This window comes from Bacteroides neonati (assembly GCF_000499785.1).
Lineage (GTDB): Bacteria > Bacteroidota > Bacteroidia > Bacteroidales > Bacteroidaceae > Bacteroides > Bacteroides neonati.
Genome location: NZ_HG726023.1, coordinates 149567 through 165998, shown reverse-complemented (window position 1 = coordinate 165998; position 16432 = coordinate 149567). Strand labels below are relative to the sequence as shown.

General features: G+C 44.1%; 15 protein-coding genes. 6 read left to right on the top strand and 9 right to left on the bottom strand.

Going from position 1 to position 16432, the window contains the following annotated elements; translation table 11 throughout:
* Window position 1 precedes the first annotated feature (1 nt).
* Both TY03_RS13425 and TY03_RS13420 read right to left on the bottom strand, forming a co-directional pair.
* Window positions 2-835, bottom strand: coding sequence for a bifunctional metallophosphatase/5'-nucleotidase (locus TY03_RS13425; protein ID WP_042370853.1), 834 nt, complete (start codon window positions 833-835; stop codon window positions 2-4).
* Window positions 836-847: 12 nt separating this feature from the next.
* Window positions 848-1624 carry a 5'-nucleotidase C-terminal domain-containing protein gene (locus tag TY03_RS13420; RefSeq protein WP_042370851.1) on the bottom strand — a complete coding sequence of 259 codons (777 nt, stop codon included), beginning with the start codon at window positions 1622-1624 and terminating at the stop codon, window positions 848-850.
* A gap of 158 nt (window positions 1625-1782) precedes the next feature.
* Here TY03_RS13420 and rplS point away from each other — a divergent pair, with 158 nt between their 5' ends.
* The 3 genes from rplS to TY03_RS13405 all read left to right on the top strand — a co-directional run bounded on the left by rplS (window position 1783) and on the right by TY03_RS13405 (window position 4445).
* The gene (gene rplS, locus TY03_RS13415) at window positions 1783-2133 is read left to right on the top strand and encodes a 50S ribosomal protein L19 (RefSeq protein ID WP_042370849.1); all 351 of its coding nucleotides are present in this window, start codon (window positions 1783-1785) and stop codon (window positions 2131-2133) included.
* A 150-nt stretch (window positions 2134-2283) separates the two neighbouring features.
* Window positions 2284-3525, top strand: coding sequence for an MFS transporter (locus TY03_RS13410; protein ID WP_042370848.1), 1242 nt, complete (start codon window positions 2284-2286; stop codon window positions 3523-3525).
* A gap of 17 nt (window positions 3526-3542) precedes the next feature.
* Window positions 3543-4445, top strand: coding sequence for a DMT family transporter (locus tag TY03_RS13405; RefSeq protein WP_042370846.1), 903 nt, complete (start codon window positions 3543-3545; stop codon window positions 4443-4445).
* Window positions 4446-4564: 119 nt separating this feature from the next.
* Here TY03_RS13405 and TY03_RS13400 read toward each other — a convergent pair whose 3' ends face one another.
* Window positions 4565-5563 (bottom strand): malate dehydrogenase, encoded by a 999-nt coding sequence (locus TY03_RS13400; RefSeq protein ID WP_042370844.1) that lies wholly within the window; start codon window positions 5561-5563, stop codon window positions 4565-4567.
* A 152-nt stretch (window positions 5564-5715) separates the two neighbouring features.
* Between TY03_RS13400 and TY03_RS13395 the strand changes: the two genes are divergently transcribed.
* The 3 genes from TY03_RS13395 (at window position 5716) to TY03_RS21935 (ending at window position 8341) form a co-directional block, all read left to right on the top strand.
* Window positions 5716-6564, top strand: coding sequence for a CvfB family protein (locus tag TY03_RS13395; protein ID WP_042370841.1), 849 nt, complete (start codon window positions 5716-5718; stop codon window positions 6562-6564).
* 108 nt (window positions 6565-6672) lie between these two features.
* Window positions 6673-7329 (top strand): DUF4476 domain-containing protein, encoded by a 657-nt coding sequence (locus tag TY03_RS13390; protein WP_042370840.1) that lies wholly within the window; start codon window positions 6673-6675, stop codon window positions 7327-7329.
* A 16-nt stretch (window positions 7330-7345) separates the two neighbouring features.
* Window positions 7346-8341 (top strand): hypothetical protein, encoded by a 996-nt coding sequence (locus tag TY03_RS21935; RefSeq protein WP_074434179.1) that lies wholly within the window; start codon window positions 7346-7348, stop codon window positions 8339-8341.
* A gap of 34 nt (window positions 8342-8375) precedes the next feature.
* Here TY03_RS21935 and TY03_RS13380 read toward each other — a convergent pair whose 3' ends face one another.
* The 6 genes from TY03_RS13380 to TY03_RS13355 all read right to left on the bottom strand — a co-directional run bounded on the left by TY03_RS13380 (window position 8376) and on the right by TY03_RS13355 (window position 16306).
* Window positions 8376-10277, bottom strand: a complete 1902-nt coding sequence (locus TY03_RS13380; RefSeq protein WP_042370836.1) for a transglycosylase domain-containing protein — start codon at window positions 10275-10277, stop codon at window positions 8376-8378.
* A 220-nt stretch (window positions 10278-10497) separates the two neighbouring features.
* A complete protein-coding gene (locus TY03_RS13375; RefSeq protein WP_042370834.1) occupies window positions 10498-11811 on the bottom strand; it encodes a TolC family protein in 1314 nt (437 codons plus the stop codon).
* A gap of 73 nt (window positions 11812-11884) precedes the next feature.
* On the bottom strand, window positions 11885-12988 hold the full coding sequence (locus TY03_RS13370) for an efflux RND transporter periplasmic adaptor subunit (protein ID WP_042370832.1): 1104 nt from the start codon (window positions 12986-12988) through the stop codon (window positions 11885-11887).
* 72 nt (window positions 12989-13060) lie between these two features.
* Window positions 13061-14302, bottom strand: a complete 1242-nt coding sequence (locus TY03_RS13365; protein ID WP_042370827.1) for an ABC transporter permease — start codon at window positions 14300-14302, stop codon at window positions 13061-13063.
* A gap of 5 nt (window positions 14303-14307) precedes the next feature.
* On the bottom strand, window positions 14308-15567 hold the full coding sequence (locus TY03_RS13360; protein ID WP_042370826.1) for an ABC transporter permease: 1260 nt from the start codon (window positions 15565-15567) through the stop codon (window positions 14308-14310).
* Window positions 15568-15589: 22 nt separating this feature from the next.
* Window positions 15590-16306, bottom strand: a complete 717-nt coding sequence (locus TY03_RS13355) for an ABC transporter ATP-binding protein (RefSeq protein ID WP_042370825.1) — start codon at window positions 16304-16306, stop codon at window positions 15590-15592.
* Window positions 16307-16432: the final 126 nt, after the last annotated feature.

Here is a 16432-nt window from a genome sequence, read left to right as displayed (position 1 = left end):
TTTATTTAACCGTAATATCGGTACGATTGACATAGATACCACTTTTGCCGCTATGTTGGAGCGACACACTTTTGCCGGCGCGATTCGGTATCATCTCTACTTCGTTCATAAACGTATGTGAGTGTCCGCCCAATACCGCATCGATATGCTCTGTTTGAGTAATCAATTGCTTTTTATCGTATTCATAGCCCATGTGCGACAGACAGATAACTACATCGCACTGCTCATGATCTTTCAATTGTGCAACGATTTCATCGGCCATCAGCACCGGGTCTTTGTATACAACTCCTTCGCACTTATCGGCTTGCACCAATCCCTCTAACTGAGGACTGAGACCGAACACTCCGATTTTCAGTCCGTTGCGTTCCAAGACCACATAAGGTTTTACCAAGCCTTCGAGTCCCGTGCCCTGCACATCGTAGTTAGCACATACAATAGGAAATGTGGCGAGCTTAAAAAGGCGTGCTATATTGTCCATGCCGAAGTCAAACTCATGATTGCCTATCGTGATGGCATCGTATCCCATCTGATTCATCATCTTTACTTCGATTTCGCCACGAAACATATTATAATAAGGGGTACCTTGGGAGAAGTCTCCGCTATCGAACAATAGAAGTCCGGGAACCTCTTGGCGCAACTGCTTGATCAATGTAGCACGGCGTACCAAGCCCCCCATACCAGCATACTTATCGGCTGTATTCTTGTCGATCGGTTCGATACGGCTATGCATATCGCTTGTTTGCAAAATCGTTAATGTCTTTTCTTGCTGTGCCAATGCCGGAAGCATGAACACCATCAAAAGCAATGCAACTACTCCTCTTTGATATCTTTTCATCGTCGACTATTCTTAATTATTAATTACTACTCTACCCTCTATTCCGGATGTTATTTTCTTTCCGGCCTTGGTTTGCTGCTTTACATAATCCATGAACAGATCACGCAAGATGGACTTATCGGGACATTCGCGCTTTATCGCCTGAGCCAACGGTGCCATTCCGTCGTTTCCATCGGCCAAATAATCAATGGTGGCTACGGTATAGACTTTATCATCTTCAACGGCTTTTCCACCAATGGTTCCATTCAGTAGCCCTCCCTCTTGGTTGATCGTTAGCTTAACGCCACTCACCCCTTCACCTTTCTTCGCAGCAATAGCGGTAAAGAGTTCTTTGAGCGTTGTTCCTTTGACGCTTACCACGCAAAGTGAGTTCTCAAAAGGCAATATCTCATAGATAGTACCGCAGGTAATAGGGCCTTTCGAAAGGATACTACGCAAGCCACCCATGTTTACCAATCCCATATCGGCAGGTTTCCCCAACACGGGTACGGCAGACTCCCGCAATACATCGGCTATCAGGTTGGACAGTAAGCTTTCGGGACGCCCTGTCGGCATGGTTATCTCACTCTCTCCGACCACCGCATACATCATACTGTCTATTTTGGCTTTGTACGGTGCAATTAATGCTGTGGCTTGGGCATCCGGGCGTGCATCCAACAGCGAATCGACCGGGATCAACGTACCTTTTATCTGGGTTATCTCGACTGCCTGGCGCGAAGAGTGGCAGGAAGCAAATATCAGTAAGCCCGTTAAAGCTACTCCTGAAAAGAACTTTGTTATATATTGCATGATCTCTCGTTTTTCTGTTTAAGCGACAAATATATAAAAAATAGTTGGTAGTGTGGCAAATAATTTGTTTCTTTGCACCGCTTTCGCGCAATCGCTGTCAGGAGAGAGTTGCCTGGTATGTTGCGTTGTAACGATAAAACAATTTAATAATAGCAACAATGGATTTAATTAAAATTGCTGAAGAAGCATTTGCTACTGGCAAACAACACCCAAGTTTCAAAGCTGGTGATACTGTAACTGTAGCATATCGTATCGTCGAGGGTAGCAAAGAGCGTGTACAGTTGTACCGTGGCGTTGTTATCAAGATCTCTGGACACCAAGAAAAGAAGCGTTTTACTGTACGCAAAATGTCTGGAACAATTGGTGTAGAAAGAATTTTCCCACTTGAATCACCTGCTATCGACAGCATCGAGGTGAACAAAGTTGGTAAGGTTCGTCGTGCTAAGTTGTACTACCTGCGCGCACTTACCGGTAAGAAAGCCAGAATCAAAGAAAAAAGAGTTCGCTAATTTATTACGAACGATTCAATTCGACATAAAAAAGAGGAAATTCCTGCAAAGGTATTTCCTCTTTTTTATATCTATATGCAGCCAAGAGAGGCTGAACATTACTCCCACCCGATTGTTCTTCTTGCATCTACAAATCCAAACCATTAAGATATGAGAATACAAACAGGAAGAGGAACCATCCCTCTAATTACACTCGTTGGTATCTGGTCGATATCAGCCCTCAACGCACTCCCGGGATTAGCCGTTTCGCCTATATTGGGCAAACTTACCGAGATATTTCCACACGCTACCGAGCTTGACATACAAATGCTCTCATCGCTACCTTCGCTATTGATTATCCCTTTTATTCTTTTGGCAGGTACACTTACTCAGAAAGTAAATTTCATCCGATTGCTACAAATAGGACTGGGTATCTTCGCTCTGAGCGGTATCTTGTATCTGCTTTCGAATAAAATGTGGCAACTGATTGCTATCAGCGCCATGTTGGGGGTTGGTTCGGGGATGATCGTACCTTTATCAACCGGACTTATCACTAAATACTTCACCGGAGCCTATCGGGTAAAGCAATTTGGTCTTAGCTCGGCTATCACCAATATTACATTGGTAGTGGTGACGGTTATCACCGGATATCTGGCTGAAGTAAACTGGCATCTTCCTTTTGTTGTCTATCTGTTGCCACTGGTATCATTAGTACTATCGATATATTTGCAACGAAGCATGGTAAGCGAAGGGAACACCTCACTCAACAGCTCTTCACAAACGGCCAAAGCGGGCGATGACACCATAGACGCAGAGGTGACAGCCAGTAAATATGGTATTCATATCGGTCGGCTTACTCAGGTAATGGCATTCTACGGACTGACTACCTTTCTAGTGTTGATCGTTGTATTCAACTTGCCTTTTTTAATGGAAGCTCATCATTTCACGAGTGGTAATTCAGGTATTATGATATCGCTCTTCTTCTTGGCCATCATGGCACCGGGTTTTCTATTGAATCAGATCGTAGGCTTCTTTAAAGAGAGGACCCTGTTTTATAGTCTGGTGAGTATCGCTGCCGGTTTGGCATTGATCTGGATCTCTCCAAGCGAATGGCTCATCGTGCCCGGCTGTATCCTTACCGGATTGGGCTATGGCGTTATTCAGCCTTTGGTGTACGATAAAACGACACAGACAGCCATCCCTGAGAAGGCAACGCTGGCATTGGCCTTTGTGATGATGATGAACTATCTGGCTATTCTGTTGTGTCCGTTTATCATCGGTCTTTTCCAATCCTTATTCCATATTCATTCGCAAGAGTTTCCGTTCGTATTCAATCTTGTTGTAACCTTGTTGGCATTAGTATGGACCTATAAGAGACAGAGCATATTCTTGTTTCGCATTAGCTCGAAATAACCATAAACGCATTCATTATGAAGAATAAGATACTTGGGGCTAACATTAGTGTAGCAGTTTCTAAGACATTTAGCGGACTCAATATGAATGCGTTGAAGTTTCTACTTCCACTCTGGATGAGTGCACTCACCGGGGCTACCATGCGATGCGTATTTGCTGCGGTAGCCTTTTGGATCATCGCACTGTTTTTGCCTTCCGAAAAGACCGTTGCCACAAAAGAGAAATGGCTACTCCTTTTATTGGGAGCGGTGGGGCTGTATGGTTTTATGTTTTTCTACCTATTAGGTTTGAGTAAAACAACTCCGATTTCGAGTTCTATATTTATCAGTCTGCAGCCTATTTGGGTGTTTCTTATCATGATATTTTTCTTTAAGGAACGCGTTACGACGGGCAAAGTAGTAGGCATCTCAATCGGACTAGCCGGGGCTTTGGTCTGCATCCTTACACAGAAAAGTGATGATCTCGCATCAGATGCTTTTGTCGGAAACCTATTGTGTTTGATATCCTCCATCGTATATGCCATTTATCTGGTCATGAGCCAACGCTTGCTCTCATCTGCAGGACCGCTCACAATGCTTAAGTATACCTTTACCGGGGCTTCTATTTCGGGTATCATCGTATTATTCCTTTATGGATTCGACGCTCCGGTGCTATCACTCCCCATCCATTGGGCACCGCTACTAGCCTTGCTGTTTGTATTGATATTCCCTACGGTGATTAGCTACTTACTCATGTTTAACGGATTAAAGTATCTCAAGACTACACTTGTGGCAATATATGGTTATCTTATTCTGATTGTTGCTACCATTACCTCTTATATTCTGGGGCAGGATCGTTTCAACTGGACGCAGTTGTTTGCCATTGCTTTCATTTTCGTAGGTGTCTATTTGGTCGAAGTCGCCGAGAGTAAAGACAAGTAGCAACGATTTCTCAAAGAAAACGATAATAATTAAAGGGTGCTTTCTACTTTAATTAACAATGGGATACCATCTTTTCAGACGATACCCCATTGTGATTTGATTATAGTCGAACGGCGTACTTACAAATGCTTGTTCAGCGTATGCCAGTCTTTCATCTCGGGCAATAATCCCATAGCGATTACTTCATCGCGTAACTTACACAAGTGTACGTAGCTCTCCTCCAATGCTTTTTGTTCATCAAGGTTGCCTTTTACCTCTTTGTAATGAACACCTTCTGCAGTAATCGTTGTTTCCATAGCCATTAGGATATGATCGAACTGATGGTCGGACACATACGTACCGGCAGGCCAACAGAACGGTTTACCTCCCATGGCGGCAGCAATCATCTCGATAGAAAGGAAAGCAGGGCTTTGGAACGAGGAGCGTCCACGCAAGTCGATAATATGTTTACCTCCTTGAATCACACGCATCTTAAGCGCATCCCAATCTTCGGGAGGCATACGATGAGAACCGATAATCTTGGTCAATGCTTCGCCCTGCACCTCGGTAGTAGAGGCAAAAACGGCCATCTGCTCTCCGTGTCCGCCATACGTACGGCAATTGCGAATATCCGAAGAAGGAAGGCGTAGGTATTTCATCAATTCACTTTGCAAGCGAGTACTGTCGAGCGCTGCCAGTGTAGATACCTGTGAGGGTTTTAATCCTGAATATACCAAAGTGATCAATCCGGTAATGTCGGCAGGATTAAACACCACCACTACGTGCTTCACCTCAGGACAGTACCGACGCAAGTCCTTACCAAACTGCTGAGCAATCTCGGCATTCCCCTTGAGTAAGTCTTCTCGTGTCATACCCGCACGGCGCGCCGCACCACCCGATGAAACCACATAGGCCGCTCCCGATAGTGCTTCGGCGATATCGGAAGTATAAGTGATATGTACTTCTTCAAAAGCACAATGCATCAACTCCTCGACTACACCTTCGAGTGCAGGTGCGTAGGGGTCATAAAGACAGATGTTTGGAGTCAATTTCATCATCAAGGCCGTTTGGGCCATGTTAGAACCAATCATACCTGCAGCTCCTACAATGGTTAGCTTCTCGTTCGTTAAGAATTTCATAATGTTATCTGTTTTTTAATAAATAAATCCGTTTTCAATTGTTATTGCAAATATAACGACTAAACAAACAGATTGTTTATCGTAAAAAGTAAGGGGAGATAACCATAAGTTATATAGAAAACCGTATATTTGTGTGCATTAATAAAAAAAGTATGAGCATCGAATTAGGAAAGTTCAACACGCTTGAGGTAGTCAAGCAAGTAGATTTTGGAATGTATCTTGACGGAGAAGAAGAGGGTGAAATCCTTTTGCCTACCCGTTATGTACCCGAAGATTGTAAGGTAGGTGATTGGCTCAACGTCTTCCTTTATCTCGATATTGACGAACGACTGATTGCCACTACGCTAACCCCGTTGGTACAGGTGGGCGAATTTGCCTGTCTCGAAGTGGCTTGGGTCAATGAATTCGGAGCCTTCCTGAACTGGGGGCTGATGAAAGACCTTTTTGTACCTTTCAGCGAACAAAAAATGAAAATGCAGGTAGGCAACAAATACATTGTACACGCTCACCTGGATGAGGAGAGTTATCGTATCGTGGCATCGGCCAAGGTAGATCGCTACCTGTCGAAAGAGGTGGCCGCTTATCAGCCGGGCGACGAAGTGCGTATTCTTGTCTGGCAGAAAACAGACCTTGGCTTTAAAGCCATCATTGAGAATCAATACAGCGGGCTACTCTATGATACGGAAATATTTCAACCCCTGCGCACAGGCATGACACTGAAAGCCTTTGTGAAACAGGTGCGTGAGGATGGAAAAATTGACCTGATGCTACAGAAACCCGGTTTTGAGAAGATAGACGATTTTGCCAAAACACTACTGGACTATATCAAGGAGCACAACGGACACATCACTCTGACCGACAAGAGTGCTGCCGAAGATATATACGACACCTTCTATGTAAGTAAGAAAACATTCAAAAAGGCAGTGGGCGACTTATACCGCAAACGACTCATCGTATTGCATGAAGACGGCATTTCACTAGCCACTCAAAAGCAGAAATGAAAGAATAGGGAAATCCCTACGTATGAATAGAGAGAATCAGTAGGGCGGGGAGTTTTCTCGCCCTATTTTTGTAACAACAAAAAGAATTCATTTAAATCAATCGGCCTTATGAAAAAGATACAGATCACAGTGCTACTATTATTCGTAGTATTATTAAGTAGTTGCTCGACATATAATCAATCAAGTCGTTTCAAGCAGATACAAAAAGGAATGACACAGCAAGAAGTTATTGCACTTTGCGGTGAACCTGTATATAAACGTTTCGACGAGGTTGGAGAAGAGTGGGAATACAGAGCATTCATATCATACGAGCATTCGGTGATTATTATCAATTTTGCCGACGGACGTGTTGTAGCACTGGACATGTTTAAAGAGCCGGTTCAAACCATCATTGCACAACCTACGCAGCCTGTGACACCTCCGATCATAACCGTTGGCCCAGGACCAACAACCGGTCATAGACCAGGACAATGCCTCTCTCCGTCAAGAGCGATGTCAGATCGCGAGTTCGCTGCATTCCTCCATTCGGTAAAAAGTGGCTTCTCGTCCGATCGACTGAAAAAGATTAAAGAGGTACCGCTAACGTCTGCACAGTGCAAAGTATTGGTTGATGTCTTTTCATTTACGAACGAAAAGATTGAAGCTATGATAGAGATGTATCCACAAGTAGTGGACAAGCGCAACTATTATCAGGTAATAGATATGCTCACTTTTACTTCGGAGAAAGATCAAGTAAGAGATGCTATAAAGCGTTACAATCGATAACTAAATAAAAAAGAATATGAAGCGACTAATATTAATTCTTTTCGCCATCGGGATGACTGCCATGAGCAGCATGTGTATGGCTTCAATGAGCACCAGTAAGATTCGTAAAGAGACTCGTTTCTTAACGGATAAGATGGCTTACGAGCTGGATATGAATACCGATCAATATAATGATGCGTATGAGATCAATTACGATTTTATCAATTCGATACGCTATATTATGGATGATGTGGTGCGCGGATATGAATGGGCATTGGATGATTATTATCAAGCCCTGGATATACGAAACGATGACTTACGTTACGTAATGAGTGATTCACAATACCGTCGCTTTCTACGGGCAGAGTATTTCTATCGTCCTATCTATACAAGTGGAAACAATTGGAACTTCCGTATTTATATCACGTACGTAAACCATAATCACTATTATTTCGGTCGTCCCTATCATTACCGTAGTTATTGCGGTGGCCATTATCGGAAACATTATCACAATGCTAGTTATTATAGCGGACGCTATAACCACACGTACTACGGACGTCCGCATAACATAAGAGAAAGCAAGGTCTATTACAATAATCGACGCTCCGATTTTGGTTCGATCACGATCCGACCAAACACTTCGACACGTCCGGGAAACAATTCATCGAGTCGTCCCGGTATATCAACTCGGCCAAGTCATGATGCATCAAGCAGACCGGGTGTATCGACACGGCCAGATACGTCGACACGGCCAAGCACATCTACCCGTCCGAGTCATGGTGCATCAAGTAGACCGGATGCCTCAAACAGACCAGACGCGTCAACTCGCCCAAGCAATTCGACCCGTCCTAATTCATCGGCTCGCCCGGGAAACAGCTCATCGAGCAGGGAAGAGAGTAGTAGAAGTAACCGACGCGACCCTTCTTCTGTATCTCGCCGAAGTGGCAATGATAATAACGGGCAGAATAATAAGGAAAGAAGCAGCCGTAGCAGTAGAAGTTCGTCGGACTCATCCGAACGTAGAGAAAGATAAGCAGCCCATGCTTACCGATCAGTGATGAAATGAATCATTGATCGGTAAGCATGTCTTTTTTAGCTTCTCCGGTTACGTTTACTTCGGCTCGAATACTATCTGCCTGAGCCTCATCAATCAATCCTTTCTTCAATAGCCGCTCGGTGATGAGCCGGTAATAACCCTCCATATGCTCCTTCAACTTCATGTCTTCGGTAAAGGAGCGTTTGAAATGCTTGGGCTTCGGAATAATAGATGCCAGAAAAATACTCTCTTGCACAGTTAGTTGAGAAGGCCGTTTATTAAAGTAATAGGAGGCAGCCTCGTTTGCCCCATAAATGTTAGGCCCCCATTCGGCTATGTTCAGATACACTTCATACATCCGCTCTTTGGAGGTTAAACGCTCAGTTTCAATTAACCATACAATAAGCGCCTCTTCCAGCTTGCGGGCAAAATTCTTGTTCCGGTTCAAAAACACATTCTTCACCAACTGCATGGTAATGGTACTACCTCCCCGGGCAAACCGACGTACTTTTAAGTCATGAATCAACGCCTCGCGCATAGCATCGGGCAGAAATCCGCGATGATAAAAGAAAGCACCGTCTTCGCTCTGCATGATAGACATCTGCAACAAGGGCGAGATACTATCTAAAGGGGTAAAGTGCTCCCACGACGGACCGATAGGAAAGGTACGCACAGCCTGTCCGTTTTCGTAGGCGGTATACATAAACTCTTCAGACATCTTAGACAGGTTCGTAGCACCATATTTCACAATCCGAAAATCTTTTTCTCTTAGTTCAGATACTAACCTCAAACTATCAAGCCGGGCAAAATCGACATCAAGCAAAAACGTAAAAGCCAAACTTCCGCTGGTACGAATACCATCGAGGTTCGTAAATAATCCGGTAGGCAATGAGCTAAATAATTCATCGGCAGGAAACCACGGCTTGTGAATGGAAGCGGTAAAATGGTATTTACTGTCTGATTTGGCTACCCGAAGATAGGGATGAAAGGCTAAACGATTGAAGCGAAACACCGTAGCACTATCGAGCTCAACAGCTTGAGGAAAGAGGTTGACCCGATAAGTCAACTGTCCCCGATCTAGTCGAATGGCTTCGGGCGATAGTGCTTTATGAAACACATCAAGACCGCTGATACGCGCCTGACCGACCATGCCCAAAGGCTCTCCGGGCAGTTGGGTCAAGCTGTATGCTAACGTATCGAATCGAACCATTGCTCCCAAGCGACGATGAATGTAAGGTACAGATACTTTTTGACGGTCGCGAGCATACAGTTCTGTTTTAAGTGTATGCGTACCTCGATTGAGCTCTCCACTGGTAGTCCAATATTGGGTCAATGTATCTTCAAGGACATTGATTTCGGAGCGAAAGCGATTATCTGTAATAACAAACGAAGGAATCGTCAATTGAACCGTGTTGGTATCTTCCCGTTGTGTAATACAAACACGATGCAAATCTCCATTGGTAGGTAGCAGCCGATAAAGTAAGTCAAGTATACGATCCACTCGTTGGGCATAGTTTGCCTCCTGTGGCTCGTCTGTGCTAGCCGGCGACTGCTTACGAAACAGAAAGTCATAATTGGCAACAGAATCTTGTTTGACCAGCGTTACATTCAATCCGTTGAGTCGTACATTTTCTACTTCCACATGCCCTCGAATGAGTTGCCAAAGGTTCAGACGAACATCAAGCGACTGCATGGTAAGCAGCGTATCACGTTGATCGGGTACTACGAAGAGGTTACGCAATACCACTTTATCCAATCCATTCAGATACAAATCACCGTATCCAACCTTAAGGTCATAGGTCGTTTCAAGCTGTTGAATCCGCTTCCGGGCAAGCTGCTCAAGTAAAGCATTACGTCCCATGTACAACCCAACGAGCACTGCAATAAGCACGCCTCCTACCACAGCTATTATGCTACTAATCTTTCGATTCATTGTTCTTTGTTATTTATCGTCTCATTCGGCAGCAAAGTTAACGATAAACCCTCATTCATATAATAATTAAACGAAAATATAGTTCTTCCGAGTAAAATATACGAAAGTTTAATTCAGAGCAAAACAGGTAAGCTACAGGTAGCAAGTACATCAGAAGAGCGACTATAAAAAAAGGGAGTCAACCTCCCTCTTTTTATCATTCAGCATGCAAAACTATTTATTATTCGATGAATCGACCTTTGTAGAAATCAAGAATCTTCGTGCGGAATAAATAATCATATTTAGCTTGTATTTTATCCGAAAGCGCTTTCACCAAGGTTTGCTTAGCTTCGTTGTATTCTACGGCAGTAGCCTTACCATTATCGAACTTTTCGCTCATCAGTCGGAACGATTCCTGATTGGCATCGACCGCTACCAAGCTACTGTTGTATTTACTTTCGGCAGCAACGGCATTGTACCAAGCTTGTTGAATCTCCTTATAAAGTACCTTTTTCGTATTATCAAGTTGCAATGCCAAGCTAGCTTGCTGCAAGCGTGCCGTACGCACACGGTTGCGGGTGGCAAAGCGATTAAACAAGGGAATGCTCAGATTAAAGCCAACATATTTATTCAGATTATTCTTCAATTGCGTACCAAAAGCAGCTCCTGACTGTCCGCTCAATGTATAGTAGTTCGTTCCCAATCCGCCTCCCAGTGATAGTTGCGGATAGAAGTTGCTTTGAGCAATCCGAATACTTTTCTCACTCCCTTCGAGCCTCAACTGCGCAGCTCGAACACCTGGTTTAGAGACCACTGCTTCCGCATAAATCTCGTCGGGAGGTGTAAGCGCAGAAAAAGCGAGTGCCGTATCCGGATTGGCAATACGAAATCCTTCGGGAGTAGGTAGTTCAAGCAATTGACTCAAATCGAGCAATGCTAGTTTGTAGTTGTTATCGGCTTGTACACCATTCATTTCATCTTGAGCCAAACGAGCTTTTGCCTCAGCGACCTGCGCAGGAGATGCTTTGCCTAATTCGCCTAACCTAGAAATTCGTGCCAATTGCTCTTTGCTGAGAACAACCTGCCCGGCAGCAACCTTATTCAATTCGGCATTAAATAATACCTGTAGATAAGACGAGGCAATATTAATGGCAATATCTTCTTTGGCTTTGTTTAGGTCTTCAATAGCTGCTTTCAGGTTTAACTTCGACAGAGCGTATTGATTCGGTAACTGCAATCCGGTGAACAGAGGTATATTGGTACTGAGACTGAATTGTGTACTAGCACTATTCATATCACTGTAGGTGTTGTCGACGGGCGAAGCCGCACGTCCCCAGCTCCAATTCTGTCCGGCCGATCCGTTAAGATTGGGCAAACGAGCCCATTTACTAGTATTCACATCTACTGCATTCTGCTCGGCTTGATTGGCTCTTTCCAGGATATTGATATTATGTTCAAGGGCGTAGTCGATGCATTGACGCAAGCTCCAACTCTCTTGTGCCTGAGCGGTAATGCCGCAAGCCAGCACCGATAATATAATTAATTTCTTTTTCATTCAACTGATTATTAGTAATTAAACGCCTTAAGGCTCGTACTCTTATTTAGAGTTTTCATGTATAACGAAGATATTATTTCTTATCCTTCTTCTCGGCTCCACGTACTTTATCTTTCGCCGTAACGCCTTTCTTCACTTCAATCTTGATACCGTCGCTCAAACCGGTAGTCACTTGCTGACGTTTGAACTTCTGCTCAGGCAGAGAATCGGTCATGACATACACAAAGGTGGAATCTCCGCTGAACTCAATTACACTCTCGGGCACCGCAAGCACCTTGTTGGCACGTTGCAATACAATTTCTGCATTGGCCGAATATCCGGAACGGATTTGTACCGTATCGGGTACATGAATCGCTGCCTTAATTTCAAATTGATTGGCTCCGTTTTCTTCTACACCCTTTGGCGAAATATATTCCAAAACAGCTTCGAAAGTGAGGTTCTGCAAAGCTCCGATAGTCAGTTTTACCGGCATTCCTTCATGAATACGCCCTACTTCGGTTTCATCTATCTTACCTTTGAATATCAGGTCATTCATATTGGCTACGGTAGCAATGGTTGTTCCGTCATTGAAGGTATTACTCATAATCACCGAGTTACCCGCTTTTACCGGGATGTCTAAAATCAGACCATCGATCGTTGAACGAATCATTGTGCTCGAAAAAGAGGCACTGTTCTTGGTAATACCTTCCTTTATGATCTCGAGTGCATCCTTAGCAGTCTGTACCTCCTCGCGTGATTGCTTCAAGGCCACTTCGCTCTTCTCAAACTCTTCGCGACTGATCAGTTTCTCTTTATAGAGTTTCTCTATACGAGCAAAGTCGGTATCAGCCTGTGCCGCATTGATCTTTGCCAGTCTCACACGGCTTTCGGCCGAATTAAGTTGTCCCAGTTCAGGAATTACTTTTACTTTGGCTATTACTTCTCCCTTTTTGATGGTTTGTCCGGCCACTTTATAAAGTTCTGAAACAATACCTGAAATTTGAGGTTTAATCAGAATCTCATCGCGTGGTTCCACCTTACCGGTAGCGACAGTAGTTTTCTGCAAGTCGGCTACTTCGGCTTTTACCGTTTCATATACAATTGTTTGAGGTCTGGATTTGATCCAAAGGAACGCAAATGTTCCGATTAATATGGCAGCCAACACCACCAGTAATGTGATTTTCAGAAACTTTTTCATCTTTAGTCTATATTAAATCTTATTATTATACATTGTTGATTCTCTTTTTTTCTCACGCTCATTATCCAAACCTTACTCATCGCGTATGGCTTCTATCGGTTTAATGGCCATGGCACGGTAAGCAGGAGCTAAGCCGGCTAGCACACCCAAGGCGCCAAGCAGTATACAGGTGCCCACTGCAAGCCCGAACGATACTTGAAAGTCATAAGTTGTTCCATCTTTAGCAGTGGCTATATCCATTACCTGGAGCACTAATACCGCAAACGAGATACCTGCCATACCGGCCAGCGTGGTAAGTACGATACTCTCCGAGAGAATCTGTTGCAGGATGTCTCGCGGACGAGCACCGATGGCTCTGCGAATACCAATCTCCGTAGTACGCTCCTTTACAGTCACCATCATGATGTTCGAAACCCCGATGGCACCTGCGAGTAATGTGCCCAACCCAACCATCCAAATCAAGATGCGGATACCGATAAATAAGTTATCGACCATCGAGAACATTGCTTCGGCATTGAGTAGCATCACTGCCTGTTTATCATCAGGCGATATGAGGTGTGGCTCTTTCACAACCCGTTCTATATCGGGCTGCAAGGATGAAACCTTCACGCCGGGTTTTACGGTAAAACAGATCATATCGACATTGTGTCCCAGATTATACGCTTGTTGCATGGTGCTGAAAGGAAGTACCACACTTTCGGAGGCCTGTCCGTTGATATTGATGTTGCCCTCAGAAACGCAAACTCCCACAACCCGGTAGTAAATACCATCAACACGTACGAACTTTCCGCAAGGATCTTCGCCTGCTTTAAAAAGGCTTTCGTACACACGCTTGCCGATAACACAGACTTTGCGTGCTTCGCTTACATCGACATCATTGATGAATCGTCCGTATGACATTTGCTGCGTCTCAATCTGATCATATTCGGGATAGAGCCCCTTGGCTATGACCGAATATTTTTTATCACCGTAAATGGCTGTTGATCCCCAGCGATTCACAGTTGGCGTAACCACTGCCATGCCTTCGACATTTTTCCGCACCCGCTCCACATCGTCATTATTCAAGCTCCACCAACGTCCTTTTCGGAACCCTTTGTAAGCTTCGCCTGTTTTCTGTGGCCATATAAAACCTGAGTTGGTGGCAAATCCTTCAAAGTTCTTTTGCATCATATTTTGCATGCCCTGTCCACCTCCAATAAGGGCAACCAGCATGAAAATACCCCAAAATACACCGAACGCCGTAAGCAGGCTTCGGGTTTTATTTCTAGTAATGGTGAGAAGAATCTCCTCACACGAATCTATGTCTATTCTCATAATGATTAGTCTGCTCTAAGTGCTTCAATAGGTCGAATACTCACTGCCTTGCGGGCGGGGAAGAATCCTGCCAGCGTACCGGCTACAATGAGTGTCAAAGTGGCTTGTATGGCGATAGATATATCGACGGTCGGGTTTAAAAAGACGGTTGCCGTACCCATGCCGTTGTCCATGGTTTGGGTACCAAACGACGCATTCATCCACTCTGTAGCCCCAATACCGGCCACCATACCGATATACCCAAATAGCGTTGTGATAGTAATACTCTCTATGATGATAAGAAAAAGGATGGAAGATGGTTTAGCACCCAGTGCCTTACGAATACCAAACTCCCGGGTACGCTCCTTAACGGTGATAAGCATTATATTCGAAACCCCGACAATACCGCTTAGCAAGGTAAAAAGACCGATTACCCAAATCGCTGTTCGCAGAATACCGGTTGCCGTTTGCTGTTGCAGGTATTGTGTGAAACGATTCCATATCCAGATAGCACTATCGTCGGTAGGGTCAAAACGGTGGTTATTGCCCAATTGTCTTCGATAATGTGTTTCGAACTCTTTATTTGCCTCTTCCGTATCTAGGTTCTTAGTCGTAAAAATGATATTATTGAGCTTGTCACCTTTATTATATATAGTTTGAAGAGTCGAAAAGGGCATATAGGCTTCATTCGAGTTCTTATCTCCCTGATCGTCATACAAACCCACCACCTGATAAGCCACACCACCGGCATTAACAAATTGTCCGATAGGATTCGTCTTCGTCTTATCAAATAATATCTCTGCTGTTTTCTTGTGTATCACGATGGCTTTACGCCTTTCTTTGATGTCGATATCGTTGATAAAACGTCCATCGACCGACTTCACCGTCTCTACTTCGGTATAGCTCGGGAATACGCCATAGAGGGTAAGGTTTACATATTCCGACCCGAAACTAATATTCACATTACTTTGCCGCACGGTAGCTCCGGCACTAATCACATTGTTGCCAAAGTTAGTGGCGGTTGCATGCAAGTCCTTATTATCCAATTGAATATTGCGTCCTTCCTTCAACCCGTCGTAAGCCTTGGTAGTCCATCCCGGAAATATCTTAATGGAGTTCATGGCACGTTCGGAGGCCGATTTATCAAACGCATGTATCAGTCCGTTGCCTGCACCCAATAGCACAATAAGCATAAAGATTCCCCATGCTACGGCAAATCCGGTCAGGAATGTTCGCAACTTGTTGCGTTTGATAGTACTGTATATTTCTTGCCAAATGTCAAACATAAGAATGATTGATTACTGATTATTACTTCATATATCCGTCTTTGCCAAACGGCGATGCATCATGTTCTCTGTTATCCTCAATACGTTCGATAATACCGTCTTTGATATGAATGATTTTATCCGTCTGGTTGGCTACACCACTTTCGTGGGTTACCACAACGATGGTCATCCCCGTTGCATGCAAGTCTTTCAAGATTTGCATCACCTCCTCGGATGTTTTACTATCGAGTGCTCCCGTAGGCTCATCTGCCAGAATAATTTGCGGATGCGTAATCAAGGCCCGGGCAATAGCCACACGCTGCTTCTGTCCACCGCTCATTTCGTTGGGCATATGATGCGCCCACTCCTTCAATCCCAGCTTATCGAGGTATTCGAGTGCGAGTGCATTGCGCTTCTTGCGACTTACTCCTTGATAAAAGAGTGGCAATGCTACGTTTTCTACTGCATTTTTAAAAGAGATCAGGTTGAACGACTGAAAAATGAAACCAATCATGCGATTACGGTATTCGGCTGCTTTTGTTTCGCTCAGGTTCTTTATCAATACGCCATTGAGGTGATACTCACCCGTATCGTAATTATCGAGAATACCTAAGATATTCAACAACGTCGATTTGCCGGAACCCGATGCCCCCATAATTGAAACGAACTCTCCCCGCTTGATATCGAGGTTGATGCCTTTGAGCACATGAAGAGGTGCTCCATTGTTGTAGGTCTTATTAATGTCTCTTAATTGTATCACAGTTTGCTTTGTTTAGTTTCTCTTTTCTTATGATTTGTTTTATTAGACGCTCGATAGATACGAAAAGTTGCAAACAAGTTGAACTTTTTATAAAAAACATTTTGTGATATCAATCTTCTTTGCGTA